The 16,240-nt window shown below is 68.5% G+C and carries 16 protein-coding genes; 1 reads left to right on the plus strand and 15 read right to left on the minus strand.

The features are described from left to right. From uvrA to B2869_RS16845, 7 genes are all read right to left on the minus strand, one after another. Window positions 1-2,249: excinuclease ABC subunit UvrA (gene uvrA / locus B2869_RS16815; protein ID WP_292769259.1), on the minus strand; the 2,249-nt coding region annotated here is incomplete at its 3' end. A 9-nt stretch (window positions 2,250-2,258) separates the two neighbouring features. Further along, a complete protein-coding gene (locus tag B2869_RS16820) occupies window positions 2,259-2,852 on the minus strand; it encodes a hypothetical protein (protein ID WP_292769073.1) in 594 nt (197 codons plus the stop codon). Further along, on the minus strand, window positions 2,849-4,162 hold the full coding sequence (locus B2869_RS16825) for a DUF58 domain-containing protein (protein WP_292769076.1): 1,314 nt from the start codon (window positions 4,160-4,162) through the stop codon (window positions 2,849-2,851). The genes B2869_RS16820 and B2869_RS16825 overlap by 4 nt, the downstream gene beginning before the upstream one ends. Then, the gene (locus B2869_RS16830) at window positions 4,159-5,130 is read right to left on the minus strand and encodes an AAA family ATPase (protein ID WP_292769079.1); all 972 of its coding nucleotides are present in this window, start codon (window positions 5,128-5,130) and stop codon (window positions 4,159-4,161) included. Before B2869_RS16830 ends, B2869_RS16825 begins: the two co-directional genes overlap by 4 nt. Further along, window positions 5,127-5,600 carry a hypothetical protein gene (locus tag B2869_RS16835; RefSeq protein WP_231494416.1) on the minus strand — a complete coding sequence of 158 codons (474 nt, stop codon included), beginning with the start codon at window positions 5,598-5,600 and terminating at the stop codon, window positions 5,127-5,129. The genes B2869_RS16830 and B2869_RS16835 overlap by 4 nt, the downstream gene beginning before the upstream one ends. Continuing rightward, on the minus strand, window positions 5,597-6,352 hold the full coding sequence (locus B2869_RS16840) for a DUF4129 domain-containing protein (protein ID WP_292769083.1): 756 nt from the start codon (window positions 6,350-6,352) through the stop codon (window positions 5,597-5,599). The genes B2869_RS16835 and B2869_RS16840 overlap by 4 nt, the downstream gene beginning before the upstream one ends. 71 nt (window positions 6,353-6,423) lie before the next feature. Beyond that, window positions 6,424-6,867 carry a MarR family winged helix-turn-helix transcriptional regulator gene (locus B2869_RS16845; RefSeq protein ID WP_021201527.1) on the minus strand — a complete coding sequence of 148 codons (444 nt, stop codon included), beginning with the start codon at window positions 6,865-6,867 and terminating at the stop codon, window positions 6,424-6,426. Window positions 6,868-6,912: 45 nt separating this feature from the next. Between B2869_RS16845 and B2869_RS16850 the strand changes: the two genes are divergently transcribed. Then, window positions 6,913-7,155 (plus strand): hypothetical protein, encoded by a 243-nt coding sequence (locus B2869_RS16850; protein WP_292769086.1) that lies wholly within the window; start codon window positions 6,913-6,915, stop codon window positions 7,153-7,155. A gap of 35 nt (window positions 7,156-7,190) precedes the next feature. Here the strand turns inward: B2869_RS16850 and B2869_RS16855 are convergent, their stop codons facing one another. Genes B2869_RS16855 through acs form a run of 8 tightly spaced genes read right to left on the minus strand, consistent with a single transcriptional unit; the run spans window position 7,191 to window position 16,240 of the window. After that, complete coding sequence (locus B2869_RS16855; protein WP_021201529.1) at window positions 7,191-7,541, minus strand: TfoX/Sxy family protein; 351 nt, start codon at window positions 7,539-7,541, stop codon at window positions 7,191-7,193. A gap of 11 nt (window positions 7,542-7,552) precedes the next feature. Beyond that, window positions 7,553-9,625 carry an excinuclease ABC subunit UvrB gene (gene uvrB / locus B2869_RS16860; RefSeq protein WP_029258316.1) on the minus strand — a complete coding sequence of 691 codons (2,073 nt, stop codon included), beginning with the start codon at window positions 9,623-9,625 and terminating at the stop codon, window positions 7,553-7,555. 57 nt (window positions 9,626-9,682) lie between these two features. Continuing rightward, a complete protein-coding gene (locus tag B2869_RS16865; protein WP_292769092.1) occupies window positions 9,683-10,474 on the minus strand; it encodes a GNAT family N-acetyltransferase in 792 nt (263 codons plus the stop codon). Window positions 10,475-10,486: 12 nt separating this feature from the next. Then, complete coding sequence (locus B2869_RS16870; protein WP_021201531.1) at window positions 10,487-11,704, minus strand: MFS transporter; 1,218 nt, start codon at window positions 11,702-11,704, stop codon at window positions 10,487-10,489. Beyond that, window positions 11,701-12,300 (minus strand): dephospho-CoA kinase, encoded by a 600-nt coding sequence (gene coaE, locus B2869_RS16875; protein WP_292769096.1) that lies wholly within the window; start codon window positions 12,298-12,300, stop codon window positions 11,701-11,703. The genes B2869_RS16870 and coaE overlap by 4 nt, the downstream gene beginning before the upstream one ends. Window positions 12,301-12,332: 32 nt before the next feature. Beyond that, entirely contained in the window at window positions 12,333-12,911 is a 579-nt protein-coding gene (locus B2869_RS16880; protein WP_292769099.1) for a CoA-binding protein, read from the minus strand. After that, a complete protein-coding gene (locus B2869_RS16885) occupies window positions 12,908-14,212 on the minus strand; it encodes an O-acetylhomoserine aminocarboxypropyltransferase/cysteine synthase family protein (RefSeq protein WP_021201534.1) in 1,305 nt (434 codons plus the stop codon). Before B2869_RS16885 ends, B2869_RS16880 begins: the two co-directional genes overlap by 4 nt. Window positions 14,213-14,224: 12 nt before the next feature. Beyond that, a complete protein-coding gene (gene acs / locus B2869_RS16890) occupies window positions 14,225-16,240 on the minus strand; it encodes an acetate--CoA ligase (protein WP_292769102.1) in 2,016 nt (671 codons plus the stop codon).

A 16,240-nucleotide genomic window follows, 5' to 3' on the forward strand; every position in this document is an offset into this window, starting at 1 on the left:
CCGCCCTTGACGTTGAAGCTGAATCGGCCGGGCTGGTATCCACGGACCTTCGCCTCCGGTGTCTCGCTGAAAAGCGTGCGGATGCGGTCGAACACCCCCGTGTAGGTGGCCGGGTTCGATCGCGGGGTGCGGCCGATCGGTGCCTGATCGACGTGCACGACCTTGTCGAGGTTGTCGAGCCCGGTCACCCGCGTGTGCTTGCCGGGAACGGTGCGTGCACCGTTCAAGCGCGACGCCAGCACCTGGTAGAGGATGTCGTTGACGAGCGACGACTTGCCGGAGCCGCTGACCCCCGTGACCGCGGTCAGGACGCCGAGCGGGAAGTCGGCGGTGACATTGCGGAGGTTGTTCGCACGGGCCCCGACCACGCTGAGCATCCGCTTCTTGTCGATCTTCCGCCGCTTCGTCGGCATCGGGATCTCGCGGCGACCGGAGAGGTACTCCCCCGTCATCGATGCGCTGTCATTGAGCAGCGCCGAATACGGCCCCGAATGCACGACCTCGCCACCGTTGACTCCGGCACCGGGACCGATGTCGACGACCCAGTCCGCCGCCTCGATGGTCTCTTCATCGTGCTCCACGACGATCAGGGTGTTGCCGAGGTCGCGCAGGGTGAGCAGCGTCTCGATCAGGCGGCGGTTGTCGCGCTGGTGCAGACCGATCGACGGCTCATCGAGCACGTAGAGCACGCCGGTCAGCCCCGAGCCGATCTGCGTCGCCAGCCGGATGCGCTGCGCCTCTCCACCGGAGAGGGAGCCCGCCGAACGGCTGAGGTTCAGGTACGAGAGACCGACCTGCAGAAGGAAGTCGAGGCGGAGGCGGATCTCGCGGAGCACCTGGGCCGCGATCTTCGCTTCACGGTCGGTGAGGGTGAGGGTCTCCATGAAAGCGCGCGCGTCGGCGAGGCTCAGATGCGAGACCTCGGCGATGGAATGACCGTGCACCTGCACGGCCAGGACCTCGGGCTTGAGCCGGTTGCCATCGCACACCGGGCAGGGCACCTCGCGGAGGTACTCACCCCAGCGGTTGCGCTGGTTGTCGGACTCGGCCTGCAGGTACTGCCGCTCGATGTACGGAACCACACCCTCGAAACCGGAGGTGTACCGCATCTCGCGGCCGTAGCGGTTCTTCCACTTGACGGAGACCTTGTAGTTCTCGCCGCGCAGCACGGCGTTCTGAACGTCGGAGTGGAGTTCGCGCCAGGGGGTGTCCAAGGAGAAGTCGAGATCATTGGAAAGACCTTCGAGCAGACGCTCGTAGTACTGGAACAGGCCCTTTCCCTGAGTCGTCCACGGGATGATGACGCCCTCGCGGATCGAGAGGTCTTCGTCGCCGAGCATCAGATCGACGTCGACGGACATGCGCGTGCCGAGCCCCGAGCATGCAGGGCAGGCGCCGAACGGCGCATTGAACGAGAACGTGCGCGGTTCGATCTCGGTGAGAGTGAGGGCGTGCCCGTTCGGGCAGGCCAGCTTCTCGGAGAAGGTCTGCCACGCGTCGTCGCCCTCGCCGTCGACGTAGTTGATCTGCACCACGCCGCCCGCGAGCCCGAGCGCGGTCTCGACTGAGTCGGTGACGCGCCCGAGGATGTCGTCGGACGCGACCAGACGGTCGACCACCACCGCGATGTTGTGCTTGTAGCTCTTCTTCAGCGTGGGCGGCTCGGCGAGCTGGATGAGGTCGCCGTCGACGATGGCCCTCGAGTATCCCTTGGCACCGAGCTCGCGGAACAGGTCGACGAACTCGCCCTTCTTCTGCGAGACGATCGGCGCGACGACCTGATAGCGCGTGCGCTCGGGGAGCTCCATCAACTGATCGGCGATCTGCTGCACCGTCTGACGCTGGATGCGTTCGCCGCATTCAGGACAGTGCGGAATACCGATACGCGCCCAGAGCAGGCGCATGTAGTCGTAGATCTCGGTGATCGTGCCGACGGTCGATCGCGGGTTGCGGTTGGTCGACTTCTGGTCGATCGAGACGGCAGGGCTGAGGCCCTCGATGAAATCGACGTCCGGTCGGTCGACCTGGCCGAGGAACTGGCGCGCGTACGCGCTCAGCGATTCGACGTAGCGACGCTGCCCCTCGGCGAAGATCGTGTCGAACGCGAGGCTGGACTTCCCCGATCCGGACAGGCCGGTGAACACGACGAGGGAGTCGCGGGGAATGTCGATGTCGACGTTCTTGAGGTTGTGGACGCGGGCACCGCGGACACTGAGTTTTCCGGAGGAGGCAACGGGGACGATGGGCACCGAACAAGTCTACGAGGGGCCACGGACATTGGCTCCGCGAGGACGCTCGGCGACCGATTCCTCTCCCGCCGATCGTGCCGGCCGCGGCACATCCGAGCTCCGGACAGCTCTCAGTGCCAGCCCGACACCGAGCACGAGCATCACTGCGGCGAGCGGGGCGAGCGCCGTGATCCCCTGCTCGACGTTCGACGGCGCCAGCAACCATGCCGCGAGGACGACGGGCTGCGCCAGCAGCTGGATGATGCAGAAGCGCGACAGGCTCGGCCCCAGGACGGCGAGGGCGACACGCGAGGAGATCGGGATCACGAGGCTCAACGATGCGAGCACGTGGATCGCGTGGACGAGCAGGACGGCGAGGGCTGTGCGTCCCGGATCGGGTGGGGTCAGGAGGACTCCGAACACCAGGCACGCCGCCGCGAACCACGCCGCCAGGGACCGCGGGAGCACGACAGCGAGGACCGCGGCGATCACCGCCACGCCCTGCCACAACGGAAATGGAACGAGCATGACCGCCCCTGCCCACACCATCGCGACGAGCACGAGCCGCACCGTGACGCCGGGCACAGCCGCCCGCACCCGGAACGAACGGAGACCGCGTCTCACCGCCGCACCGTCCGCATCCGCTGCTGACGGAGCGCCGCGAGCCGCATCGCGACGTCGACGTCCTGATCCGTCCACGCGACGACCTCTACGCCGGCATGCCGGAGCTCGACGAGGATGTCCGCGCGTTCCGCGAGCAGGGTCCGGAGCGCGATGCGCTGCTCACGGCTGAGCCGGCTCTCGTCCGGAGCCGGGAGCACGTCGACGGCGACCACGGCGTGCCCCGCCGCCCGCCAACGGATGGCGAGCTGGGCGGCGACACCGTCGAAGAACGTGGAGAGCACGAAGACGATGGATCCCGCAGGCACGACCGGCGACCGGCGGTACCGGGAGTCCTCGTCACTCTGACCCGTCGCCGCGATCACGTCCCGCACCCGCGCGAGATGACGTGCACCTCCACCGGAGGGAAGGCTGAGACCTCCGGGCGACAGCGCGTGGTACGCCACCCGATCACCGACGCCGACCGCCGCAGTGGCGATGGACAGCGCGGCCTCCCGCGCGAGGTCCAGCGAGGTGACGCCTGCCCGGTCGGCATCGTCCGCTCCCCAGGCGGCGACGACGGTCCCGAGATCCTCCGCGGTGTCGACCGCGATCACCACCGAGGAATCGCTGAGGGTGGCAGTGCGTCGCACGAGCAGTTCACCCGGTCGGCGAGCGGCGCGCGCGGTCGCCCGCCAGTCGACGCGGCGCAGTTCGTCGCCGGGGGCGAACGGATGGATGTCACGGAAGTCACCGCCCTGGCCGGGCCGCGATCCCTCATGGGCACCGTGCAGACCCCTCAATCGCGGCGCGACCGGGAGACGCCCGATCCGGACATGCCGCGGCGGTGTGTTCCACCCCAGTGCGACGCGAGGAGCAGCCTCGGTGACCCACGCGCCGTCGAGAGCGACCCCGCGCACGGTCACTCCGAGCAGCTCCAGAGGACCGGAGTGCTGCAGGCGGTTGCGCGACGTGAGGACGGAGCACCCGACCTTCACGTCGGCGACCCCCGACCGCTGCTCCTCCTGATCGACCGCGATCTGGAGCCAGTCGCCGTCGAGGACCGCATCTGCCGCGGCGATGACCTCCGATGAGCCGTCCGAGCGCTCCGGACGTGCACGCAGCTCGATCGACAGCACATCGTCACCGGGCCGACGCAGCAGCATCCATGCCGTCGCGACCGCGAGCGGAAGCCCGACGCCGATCACGTCGGGTCGCGAGAAGACGAGCCCTACGGCAGCGAGGATCGTCGAGCCGGCGAGTCCGATCGCGATCACGGGCGTCCGACTCCAGTGCACGGGGGCACGTGCCGTGACACGGACCTGCTCGGTCATCGCACCGCGGCCACGGTCGGCGGCACCGACGTGGCCTCGACCACCGTCGCCACGACGGACCGGGGATCCACTCCTTGCGCCCAGGCCTGCGGCGTCAGGGTCAGCCGGTGCGCGAGCACGGGTTCCGCGATGCGCTTGATGTCGTCCGGCCGCACGTAATCGCGACCGTCCAGGGCCGCGAGTGCGCGGCCGAGCAGGACGAGAGCCTGCGATCCGCGCGGCGAGGCGCCGACCGCGACATGCGTCGCATCCCGCGTCGACCTCGTGAGCTCCACGCAGTACCGGACGACATCGGCATCGACGTGGATCCTCTCGACGGCTTCCTGGATCGCGAGGAGCCCCCGTTCGTCGATGACCGGATCGACAGACGCATCGGGGCTCTGTCGGCGTACGCGGTCGAGGATGATGCGCGTCTCATCGTCCGGCCCGGGGTAGCCGACGGCGAGCCGCACCATGAACCGGTCGAGCTGCGCCTCGGGAAGCGCGTACGTGCCCTCGTACTCGATCGGATTCGAGGTCGCGATCACGTGGAACGGACGCGGTAGGGCGAAGCTGTTGCCCTCGACCGTGACCTGATGCTCGGCCATCGCCTCCAACATCGCCGACTGGGTCTTGGGAGTGGTGCGGTTCACCTCATCGGCCAGGAGCAGGCCGGTGAAGATGGGGCCGGGTCGGAACACGAACTCACCGGAGGCCGGTGCATACACGTAGGAGCCGGTGACGTCGCCCGGGAGCATGTCCGGCGTGCACTGCAGGCGACGGAAACCGAGGCCGAGCGCGGACGCCAGGCTCCTCGCCGCGAGAGTCTTCCCCAACCCCGGAACGTCTTCGAAGAGCACGTGGCCACCCGCGAGGATCGCAGCGAGGGCGATCGTGAGGGGCTCGTCCATCCCGACGACGGCGCCGCGTACACTGTCGAGCACTCGACGCCCTGTGGCGGCGATCTGCGTGGTCTCCTGGCTGCTCATCCGGTCTCCTCCGTGTCATTCGGGATTCGTTCGATCGCGTCGAGCACGATCTCGATGTCGGTGCTCCGCACTTCACGACCGTGCAGGGCGTCGCGCACTCCCCCGCCGAGCAGCGCGTCGATGCGCGCGTGATGCGTGGGATCGTCGAGGTCGAGTCCACGCAGGGCGAGTCGTCTTCTCAACACGCTCTGCACCCGGCGCACGACGACGTGCCCGGCGACTCCCGTGCGCGTGTTGATCGCCCAGGCCATGCGGGATACCTCCGAGCCGCGCGTCTTGCGGCTCGGCTTCTCGGGGGGCCAGACAGGCCCGACCTCGATGAACTCCTGTCGGCAGGCGCACACCACCGCGATGGCGAGGATCATCCAGGCGAAGACGAACGGAACCGGAAAGCCCACCTGGCCGAGCAGGAGCAGGACGATCACAGCGACGGCGGCACCGACGCCCAGGACCAGGATCCGTCTCTTCATCGCCAGCCCTTCTGGATGCCGCGGAGGCACTCGGCGGCTCGGGCCCGATCGCGCTCGTCGGCGTCGTGCCCGCCGAAGCGCACCTGTTCGTAGAGGCCCAGCAGGGCGACGACATCGTCGGCGATCCCCGCACGTCGGCCGATGATGCGAACGGTGAACTCCGACGGGGTCTCGTTGACACCGCGGCCGGCGCCGGCATCCGCCGCCGATTCCTCCAGGCCCACCCACGCCGCCACGATGCTGTCGCCGGGCAGAGGCCGACCGTCGATCGTCCTCAGCGCCTCCGCGATTCCACGCTGGATCGTCGCCTCGTCCGGTTCGACGTGGGCCACGGGTGCGATGACGACCCGGGCATCGACCCGCGCCGCCTCGCGACGCGCGAGCGGACGGTCACGCCAGAGACCCACCAGGTAGCGGATCAGGAGTCGAAGACCGAGGTACACCATCGCGAGCACGACGGCGACGACGACCGCCGCGAGGACGTAGCCGATGATCGCGAGCAACGGCGAATCCTCAGGGGGATCCAACGGCGGTGGCGCGGTCTCCGTCGGCGCCGTCGGCAGGACGTCGTCACCTGCCCGTTCCTCGGTAGCGGTGAACCATCCTCCGAACTGCGGAAGGCCCTGTGCCGAGGCAGCGAACATGATCGTCGCGAAGAAGCCGGCTATCGCGATCAGCGGGAGCAGAAGCCCCCGCGGCCGGTCTGTCCCGGCACGCTCCCGCACCGGGATCGAGGGCTCGGGGCGCGACATGCCTCCACCCTAGGGGGCTGCTCCCCCACCTCGTGGTCGTCGATTCCCGCGAGCCGTGGGCGCACGACGCGTCAGCCGAGGTCAGGACGACGCCCCGCGAAAGGTCCGAGACCGTCCCGAAGCGCCGCGATCTCGTCGACGCCCATGCCGACCGCCGCCATGACCTGGTGCGGAACGTCGACCGCCCGGTCACGCAACGCCGTTCCCGCCGGCGTGAGCGTGATCTCCAGGCGCCGCTCGTCCTCGCTGCTGCGCTGACGCACGACCAGCCCCTCCGTCTCCAGCCTCTTCACGAGCGGCGAAGCCGTCGCCGGCTCCATGGCGAGATCGATCGCCAGGTCGTTGAGAGTCCGCGGCGACCGCTCCCACAGTGCCAGCATGACGAGGTATTGGGGATGAGTCAGGCCCAGCGGCTCGAGGATGGGACGGTACAGGGCGACGACATTGCGCGCCGCGGTCACCAGGGCGAAGCAGAGCTGGTTCTCGAGCCGGAGCAGGTCATCGGATGCTGTCACAAGGGAGACTATACATCTGCACTAATAGTTAGTACACTAATGAACATGGCACAGGAATCCGATCGCCCGCCCCTCCGTACTCGCATCCGCGACGCCGGAGGGCTGTATTCCTGGGTGAACACGAACCTCATCCGGTTCGCGGGACCCGCATCCGTCGGTCCCTACGAGAAGACTCCGCCCCCGAGCGCCGCAGAGCGCGCCGAGCGCGCTTGCCCTCTCTGCGGCGCACCGATGACGGAGCACGAGATCGACCGCACCGGGCCGAAGACCCTGGTGCACTGCCCGTAGCGGCCTCGACCTTGGCGACGGTCCCGCCCGTCGCGTCAGTTCTCCTCTGGAGCCTCGTTCGCCGAACCCGTCGACTCCCGAGCGACGTCGAGCCAGAACATGAGCGCGGTGTCGTCCTCGATGGCCCCGGCCGCCACGTCGAGCCAGCCGGAGCTCATCGTGCGCGCACCCATGACGGCCCGCGCTGCTCCGGGCTCCGTGAGCAGCGCGGCACCGTTCTCGTCATCGACGCGCACCAGAAGGACGCCACCCGGACGCGCGCCGACGAGGATGCGGCCGTCGTCGAGGAACGCCCTGGTACCGAACATCCGACGCTCTTCGATCTCGGTGTCCACGCCCAGCAACGCACGCACCCGATCGGCGAGTTCGTTCCCCGCAGCGTCCATCAGCCCGCCTCCTACGCGTGCCCGGCGCGCTCCATGGCACGGAGCTCCTTCTTGAGGTCCTGCACTTCGTCCCGCAGGCGCCCGGCGAGCTCGAACTTCAACTCGGCCGCTGCCGCGAGCATCTGATCGGACAGATCCTGGATCGTGGCTTCGAGCTGCTGCGCCCCCTCGGCCGCGATGCCCGTGCGGCGCAGGTTCGGCGTGGGCGACTTGCCCTTGCCGGTGGCGCGACCGCGACCGGACAACATCTCTGCCGTGTCGGCACCCTCACGCGCCAGCACCTCAGTGATGTCGGCGATGCGCTTGCGGAGCGGCTGCGGGTCGATGCCGTGCTCTTTGTTGTACGCGACCTGCTTCTCGCGACGCCGGTCGGTCTCCTCGATCGCCTTCGTCATCGAGTCGGTCATCTTGTCGGCGTACATGTGCACCTCGCCGGACACGTTTCGGGCCGCACGACCGATGGTCTGAATCAGCGAGGTCCCCGAACGCAGGAACCCCTCCTTGTCGGCGTCGAGGATCGCGACGAGGGAGACCTCGGGAAGGTCGAGTCCCTCACGCAGGAGGTTGATGCCGACGAGGACGTCGTACACGCCGGCGCGCAGCTCACTGAGCAGCTCGACGCGGCGCAGGGTGTCGACGTCGGAATGCAGATAGCGCACCCGCACCCCGTGCTCACCGAGGAAGTCGGTGAGCTCCTCCGCCATCTTCTTGGTGAGAGTCGTGACGAGGACGCGCTCGTCGCGCTCGACCCGCACCCTGATCTCCTCGAGCAGGTCGTCGATCTGCCCCTTCGACGGCTTCACCACGATCTCCGGGTCGACGAGACCGGTCGGGCGGATGATCTGCTCGACGATGCCGTCGGCGATGCCCATCTCGTACTTGCCGGGAGTTGCGGACAGGTAGACGGTCTGACCGATGCGGTTCTTGAACTCGTCCCAGCGCAGCGGGCGGTTGTCCATGGCGCTCGGCAGGCGGAACCCGTGGTCGACGAGTGTGCGCTTGCGCGATGCATCACCCTCGTACATCGCACCGATCTGTGGGACGGTCACGTGCGACTCGTCGATCACCAGCAGGAAGTCGTCGGGGAAGAAGTCGAGCAGGGTGTGCGGCGGCTCGCCGGGCGCGCGTCCATCCATATGGCGCGAGTAGTTCTCGATGCCGGAGCAGAAGCCCAACTGCTGCAGCATCTCGAGGTCGAAAGTGGTGCGCATGCGCAGACGCTGCGCCTCGAGGAGCTTGCCCTGCCGCTCGAACTCGGCCAGGCGCTCTTCCAGCTCGGTCTCGATGGTGCCGATCGAACGCTGGATGACATCGGTGCCGGCCACGTAGTGCGAGGCGGGGAAGATCGGCACGGCGTCGAGCTTCTCGATGACCTCTCCCGTGAGCGGGTGGAGCGAATACAGAGCCTCGATCTCGTCGCCGAACAGCTCGATGCGGATCGCATGCTCTTCGTAGACCGGGATGATCTCGATGGTGTCGCCGCGCACCCGGAAGTTGCCTCGCGAGAAGTCGACGTCATTGCGGTTGTACTGCATCGCGATGAACTGGCGGATGAGGGCGTCACGGTCGTAGCGCTCCCCCACCTGAAGGGCGACCATGGCGCGCAGGTACTCTTCGGGAGCCCCGAGTCCGTAGATGCAGGACACGGTCGAGACGACGACGACGTCGCGGCGACTCAGCAGCGAGTTCGTCGTGGAGTGGCGCAGTCGCTCGACCTCGGAGTTGATCGAGGAATCCTTCTCGATGAAGGTGTCGGTCTGGGGCACGTAGGCCTCGGGCTGGTAGTAGTCGTAGTACGACACGAAGTACTCGACGGCGTTGTTCGGCATGAGCTCGCGGAACTCGTTCGCGAGCTGTGCGGCGAGCGTCTTGTTGTGTGCGAGAACGAGCGTCGGGCGCTGCACCTGCTCGACCAACCACGCCGTCGTCGCGGACTTTCCGGTACCGGTCGCACCGAGCAGCACGACGTCGGTCTCTCCCGCGTTGATGCGCGCCGCCAGGTCGGCGATGGCCTTCGGCTGGTCGCCCGCGGGCTCATACTCGCTGATGACCTCGAAAGGACGGACACTGCGCGTGGGTTGCATACCTCCAGCGTATGCCGCCCCTCCGACATCGAGGCCGTCGAGAAGAATCCGCCCCGGTCAGAGCGATGACCTGGTCCACACATAAGGCGTCGTCGTCGACACCTTCAGGAACCCCGACCGCTCCAGGATCGGTCGGGAGAACTCCGTGGAGTCCGACTGGAGATACCGGATGCCGCGGGCAAGGGCCGACCGCGCCCGCTCGGCCGTGAGCGCACGGTAGATCCCCCTCCCCCTCCACTCCGGGAGGGTCGCGCCGCCCCAGAGCCCCGCGAACTCCGTGTCGGCGACCGGTTCGAGACGCCCCGCGCTGACAACCATGTCGTCGACGAGGGCGACCCACAGCTCAGTCGAGGCTTTCTCGTGCAGACGAGCGATGAGGGACTCCGCCCTCGCACGCCAGTCCGGATCGTCGAACACGAGCCCCTGCACCTCGCCCGCCGCGAGCACCTCGTCATCGGAGCGGCTCCGCCTGATCGTCACCTGCGGGGGGATGTCGACGTGCTGCGCGAGCAGCCGAGCCTCCCCGATCATGATCGACTCCGGATCCTCCGGCACGAACCCGCGGGCTACGAGGGCATCGTGCAGGCCGGGAGCGCGATCGTGAGCTCGTGTCTTCCACTCGACGGACGTGACCTCGGGCAGAGCGCCGAAGTGATCGATCGCCGCGTCGACCAGCAAGGCGACACCATCGGCGTCCAGGTCGCCGAGCTCGGCGTACGTGATGAAGCCGCGCCCGTCCGGGAACGTCGCCAGCAGGAGCGGCCCATGCTCGACTGTGCTCGACGCGGCCGAGACCTCGGGCGTCGTGCGGAGCTGAGCATCGTAGGCGTTGAGATACTGCTGTTGCATGAGGAGTTCCTTTCAGGAAGACGACTGCCCTGTGGGTGCGCCGCGCAGAGCCGAGACGGCCGCGAGAGCAGCCACGCCGCACATCGCGACGATGACGGCGACGAACCAGCCCCAGTTCGCGGCGCCGAACACGAGGCCGAGCATCCACCCGAACAGGCTCGACCCGGCGTAGTAGGCGAAGTAGTACAGCGACGACGCCTGGGCCCGACTGGCGGGGCCTGCCGCGACCGGCGTCCATCCGGAGGCGACGGCATGGGCTCCGAAGAACCCGGCCGTGAAGAGCACGAGACCGCCCAGCACGATCGTCGCCACCGGCACGAGCAGCAGGCCGGCGCCCGCGGCCATCACAGCGATCGAGGCGAGCAGCACGGGGAAGCGCCCGACCCGCGAGGCGAGCGCCCCGGCCCAGGGAGACGAGACCGTGCCGGCCAGGTAGGCGAGGAAGAGCAGCGTGACCACCCAGGCGGGCAGCACGAACGGTTCGGCCGACAGATGGAAGCCGAGGTAGTTGTAGACCGCCACGAAAGCCCCCATCAGCAGGAATCCCTGCGCGTACAGCGCCCACTGCAAGGGCGAGCGCAACGGCGCACGCAGCTTCTCCAGGATGCCGGGCCCGCGATCGGCGCGCAGACGACCGGGGACGAACCCCCTGGCGCGCGGAGTGAGCCAGAGGAACAGCGCGGCGGCGACCGCGCACATCACGGCGACCGACAGGATGCCGGCGCGCCATCCGCCGACCTCCCCGACGATCCCCGACGCGATGCGGCCGAGCAGACCACCGACCGTGGTCCCGGCGATGTAGCTTCCCGCCGCAGCGGCGGCGTGGCGGGCCTCCACCTCCTCGCTGAGATAGGCGAGGGCCACAGCCGGCACAGCTCCCAGCGCCACCCCTTCCGCGAAACGCAGGACGAGAAGCATCCCGATCTCGCCGCTCAGCGGGGCGGTGAGACCGAACACCGTGGCTGTGAGCACGCCCGTGGCCATGGCGGGCACACGACCGATGCGATCAGCGACCACCGACCAGGGGATGACCGCGAGCGCGAGGCCGAGCGTCGCGGCAGACACGCTCAGGGCTGCCGTCGCCGGGGCGACCGCGAGATCGGAGGAGATCTGCGGCAGCACGGCCTGGGCCGAGTAGAGCTGTGCGAACGTCGCGATCCCCGCGAAGAACAGACCGACGATGAGACGCCGATACTCGCGGGAGCCCGGGGCGTGACCGGAGAAGGTCACCGTGCGCTGATCCGCTCCCAGAGGGAATCCGTCTGCGCGCGTGTGCGCTCGAGAGAGTCGGACGTGTCGATCACCACATCGGCGATCGCGAGACGTCTTTCGTCGGAGACCTGGGCGTCTATCCGGTCCTGCGCCGCGCGCTCGTCCATCCCGCGCAGCTCGACGAGTCGCTGCCGACGCACAGCGGCCGGGGCGTGCGCGACCACGATGAGGTCCCAGGGGTCGTCCACCCGTGCTTCGACGAGAAGGGGCACGTCGTAGACGACGACCGCGTCGGCATCGTCGGCGAAGGCCGCGTCGAAGCGGCGCTGCGACTCTTCGCGCACCGCCGGATGCACGATCGCGTTCAGCTGCGCGAGGAGGTCGGCGTCGCCGAAGACCTTCGCGCCGAGCGTCGCCCTGTCGAGAGAGCCGTCGGTCGCGATGACATCGGCACCGAAGGTCTCGGCGATCCGCACGAGCACCGGCGACCCGGGCGACTGCACGTCGCGCACGATCTGATCGGCATCGACGACGATGGCGCCGTGCTCCGCCAGACGCCGGGCGATGGTCGACTTCCCGGAGGCGATGCCGCCGGTGAGCGCGATGAGGGGCATGCCGCCAGTCTAGGGTTCGCTGCGGCCGCTCCTCACCTCGCGAGCAGCTGACGGCGCGAGCTGATCACGCCCGTGTCGAAGCCCGCCAGATGCAGGCCGCCGTGGAACCGCGCGTGCTCGATCTTGATGCACCGGTCCATGACCACCGAGAGACCTGCACGTTCCGCGATGGCCGCCGCGTCCTCGTTCCAGGACCCCAGCTGCAGCCACAGCGTCTGCGCACCCACCTCGATCGCCTCCTGAGCGATGCCGGGAAGGTCATCATGCCGACGGAACACGTCCACGATGTCGGGTACCACGGGGAGGTCGCTCAGCGTCGCGTAAACGGGCTGCCCCAGGATCCGGGTCTCTCGGGGGTTCACGAGGTAGACGTCATAGGCCGTGCTGGAGAGCAGGTATGTCGCCACGAAGTACGACGCACGCGCAGGATTGTTCGAGGCGCCGACGATCGCGATGGATGTCGCGCGTCGCAGCAGACCGAAGCGCTCTTGCTGGCTCGGCCCGATCCAGGTGCGCCCGGGGATGGTCGCCGTCGCGCCGGGCAGCGCGCAGGCCACAGAATCCGTCACGGTGGGCAGCGCGCACGCATCGCCCGAGGTCGTCGCGTTCATCGGTTCGTTCCTGTCGCCGTGGTGAGTGCCTGGTCGAGGTCCCAGATGATGTCGTCGGCGTCTTCCAGCCCGACCGATATGCGGATCAGATCTGCACGCACGCCTGCGGCGACGAGCTGCTCCTCGGTGAGTTGGCGATGTGTCGTCGACGCCGGGTGGATGACCAGGGTGCGGGCATCTCCGATGTTCGCGAGGTGGGAGGCCAGCTGCAGGTTCTCGATCAGCGTCTCCCCCGCCGCCCTCCCGTCTTCGGCCGCGACCCCGAAGGCGAACACCGAACCGGGCCCGAGGGGCAGGTACTTGGCCGCACGCTCATGATGCGGGTGTCCTTCGAGCCCTGCCCAGGTCACGTAGGCGACCCGCGGGTCGGAGGCGAGCCAGTCCGCGACGACCCGGGCGTTCGCGAGATGCGCGTCGATGCGCTGCGGAAGGGTCTCGATGCCCTGGAGCAGATTGAACGCCGACTGCGGACTGAGCGCGGGGCCGATGTCGCGCAGCTGTTCGGATCGGAGCTTGGTGAGGAAGCCGTACTCCCCGAAGTTGTCCCACCACTTGATGCCGCCGTACGAGTCGACGGGTTCGGTCATCTGCGGGAACTTGCCGTTGCCCCAGTCGAACGTGCCCTTCTCGATGACGACGCCGCCGAGCGTGGTGCCGTGTCCGCCGAGGAACTTCGTCACGGAGTGGATGACGATGTCGGCGCCGTGCTCGAGGGGACGCGCGAGGTACGGGGTCGCCAGCGTCGCATCGACCACGAGCGGCACACCGGCCGCATGGGCGACGGCCGCCAGTCCTTCGACGTCGGCGATCTCTCCCGAGGGGTTGCCGATCATCTCGACGTAGACGACCTTCGTCTCCGGACGGATAGCGGCGGCGAAGTCGGCAGGATCGGTCGAGGCGACGAATGTGGTCTCCACACCGAAGCGGCGCAGCGTCACGTCCAGCTGAGTCACGGTGCCGCCGTACAACTGCGCAGCGGCGACGACGTGGTCACCCACGCCGACGAGGGCTGCGAACGTGATGAACTCCGCGCTCATCCCGGATGCGGTGGCGACGGCGCCGATCCCGCCTTCGAGTGACGCCAGACGCTCCTCGAGGGCCGCGACCGTGGGGTTGCCTATCCGGGAGTAGATGTTGCCGTACTTCTGCAGCGCGAAGAGGTTGCCGGCATCCGCCGCGTCGTCGAACACGAACGATGTCGTCTGATAGATCGGCACGGCCCGCGCGCCGGTCGAGGCGTCAGGGGTTCCGCCGGCGTGCAGGGCCCGAGTGCGGAACCCGAAGCGATGTTCTTCCGTCATGATGTCCTCAGTTCAGCGGTGTCGAGAGTTCAGCGGTGTCGAGAGTTCAGCGCTACCGAGCACGTCGGCGATGTCGTCGACGGCCCAGGGGTTCTGCAGCGAGGTCGTGTCTCCGAGCGGCTGGGCATCGCGACCTGCTCGGCGGTCCTGCTCGGCCTCCCACAGCTGCGCCAGGAGTCGCCGCATGATCTTGCCCGAGCGTGTCTTGGGGAGGTCCGGTACCACCACGATGTGCTTCGGCTTGGCGACAGGGCCGATCGACTGCGCGACCTGCGCACGCAGGTCGGCCGGCGTCACTTCTGCGCGGCCCGACGGCGTCACGAACGCGACGACGGCCTGCCCGGTGATCGGGTCGGACACACCGGCGGAGCCGGCTTCACCGACGGTGGCATGCGCGACGAGAGCCGATTCGATCTCGATGGTGGAGAGCCGGTGTCCGGAGACGTTGACGACGTCGTCGAGTCGGCCGAGGATCCAGATGTACCCGTCGGCGTCTCGCGTCGCACCGTCTCCGGCGACGTAGAAGCCACCGAACTCGCCGTGACCGGCATACGCCGACCAGTAGGCGTCGCGGTAGCGCTTCGGGTCACCCCACACCGTGCGAGCCATCCCGGGCCACGGGCGGCGGACCACGAGCGTTCCGGAGCGGCCGGGTTCGACCTCGCGTCCGTCCTCGTCGACCACCGCGACGTCGATCCCCGGCAGGGGCACCGACGCCGAGCCCGGCTTGAGTCGTGTGACCCCGGGCAGCGGCGCGATCATCGCGGCGCCCGTCTCGGACTGCCACCACGTATCGATCACCGGAAGCTCGTCACGGCCGAAGTTGCGGCGGAACCACACCCAGGCTTCGGGGTTGATCGCCTCGCCGACCGTGCCGAGCAGGCGAAGGGTCGAGAGGTCGTGGCCGACGGGGAGGTCGGGGCCGACCCAGGTCATGAAGGTGCGGATCAGTGTGGGTGCCGTGTAGTAGACGGTCACCCCGTATCGCTCGATGATCTCGAGATGGCGCTCCCGGTGCGGAGAATCCGGGGTCCCCTCGTAGATGACCTGGGTGAGACCGTTCGAGAGCGGTCCGTAGATCTCGTAGGTGTGCGCGGTGACCCAGGCGAGGTCTGCGGTGCACCAGTGCACGTCGTCGGGCTTCGCATCGAAGTGCGCCCAGTGCGCCCAGCTCGCCTGCGTGAGATAGCCGCCCGACGTGTGAACGAGGCCCTTCGGCTTCCCGGTGGTGCCGGAGGTGTAGATGATGAAGAGCGGATGCTCGGCATCGAACGGCTGCGCGTCGTGCACGGGCGACGCAGTATCGACGATGTCATGCCACCAGACATCGCGCCCTCCTGTCCACGGCACGTCCTGTCCGGTGCGCCGGAGCACCAGCACGTGCTCGAGGGCGGGAAGACCGGAGGCGGCGACATCGGCCGTGGACTTGATCTCGGTGGCAGCGCCGCGTCGGTACTGCCCGTCGCTCGTGACCAGCAGCTTCGCACCGGTGTCTTCGAGGCGGAAGCGCACGGCTTCGGCGGAGAAGCCCCCGAAGACCAGCGAGTGCACGGCGCCGATCCGCGCGCAGGCCAGCGTGATCACGATCGTCTCGACGAGCACGGGAAGGTAGATCACGACACGGTCGCCCGCCTCGACGCCGAGCGCCACGAGGGCGTTGGCGGCGCGGCACACGCGCTGCCGCAGGTCGGAGTACGTCACCGCGACACGGTCGCCCGGCTCCCCCTCGAAGTGCAGGGCGATCTTGTCGCCTCGGCCGGACTCCACGTGCCGGTCGACGCAGTTGACGGCCACGTTGAGCGTGCCTCCGGTGAACCAGCGCGCCGCAGGCACCGCATCTCCGCTCGGCGGCTCCCACTCATGGGGTGTGTGCCAGGGCTCCGCCCAGTCGAGCCGTCGAGCCGCATCCTCCCAGAAGGCGATGGGGTCCGCCGCGGCGCGCGCGTACGCCTCCGCCGTCACGTTCGCGTGTGGGAAGTGGTCCGACGGCTCGTAGACACGAGCCTCCTGCAATCGCACCTCGGCCAT

It is taken from the genome of Microbacterium sp. UBA3486, assembly GCF_002377845.1.
Lineage (GTDB): Bacteria > Actinomycetota > Actinomycetes > Actinomycetales > Microbacteriaceae > Microbacterium > Microbacterium maritypicum_A.

Excerpts from the sequence above, each read along its gene's own strand:
- B2869_RS16825 (WP_292769076.1), bottom strand. The coding sequence starts at position 4,162 with ATGACCGAGCAGGTCCGTGTCACGGCACGTGCCCCCGTGCACTGGAGT.
- B2869_RS16830 (WP_292769079.1), bottom strand. The coding sequence starts at position 5,130 with ATGAGCAGCCAGGAGACCACGCAGATCGCCGCCACAGGGCGTCGAGTG.
- B2869_RS16835 (WP_231494416.1), bottom strand. The coding sequence starts at position 5,600 with ATGAAGAGACGGATCCTGGTCCTGGGCGTCGGTGCCGCCGTCGCTGTG.
- B2869_RS16840 (WP_292769083.1), bottom strand. The coding sequence starts at position 6,352 with ATGTCGCGCCCCGAGCCCTCGATCCCGGTGCGGGAGCGTGCCGGGACA.
- B2869_RS16850 (WP_292769086.1), top strand. The coding sequence starts at position 6,913 with ATGGCACAGGAATCCGATCGCCCGCCCCTCCGTACTCGCATCCGCGAC.
- B2869_RS16855 (WP_021201529.1), bottom strand. The coding sequence starts at position 7,541 with ATGGACGCTGCGGGGAACGAACTCGCCGATCGGGTGCGTGCGTTGCTG.
- uvrB (WP_029258316.1), bottom strand. The coding sequence starts at position 9,625 with ATGCAACCCACGCGCAGTGTCCGTCCTTTCGAGGTCATCAGCGAGTAT.
- B2869_RS16865 (WP_292769092.1), bottom strand. The coding sequence starts at position 10,474 with ATGCAACAGCAGTATCTCAACGCCTACGATGCTCAGCTCCGCACGACG.
- coaE (WP_292769096.1), bottom strand. The coding sequence starts at position 12,300 with ATGCCCCTCATCGCGCTCACCGGCGGCATCGCCTCCGGGAAGTCGACC.
- B2869_RS16880 (WP_292769099.1), bottom strand. The coding sequence starts at position 12,911 with ATGAACGCGACGACCTCGGGCGATGCGTGCGCGCTGCCCACCGTGACG.
- B2869_RS16885 (WP_021201534.1), bottom strand. The coding sequence starts at position 14,212 with ATGACGGAAGAACATCGCTTCGGGTTCCGCACTCGGGCCCTGCACGCC.
- acs (WP_292769102.1), bottom strand. The coding sequence starts at position 16,240 with ATGGCCGAGGTGCGATTGCAGGAGGCTCGTGTCTACGAGCCGTCGGAC.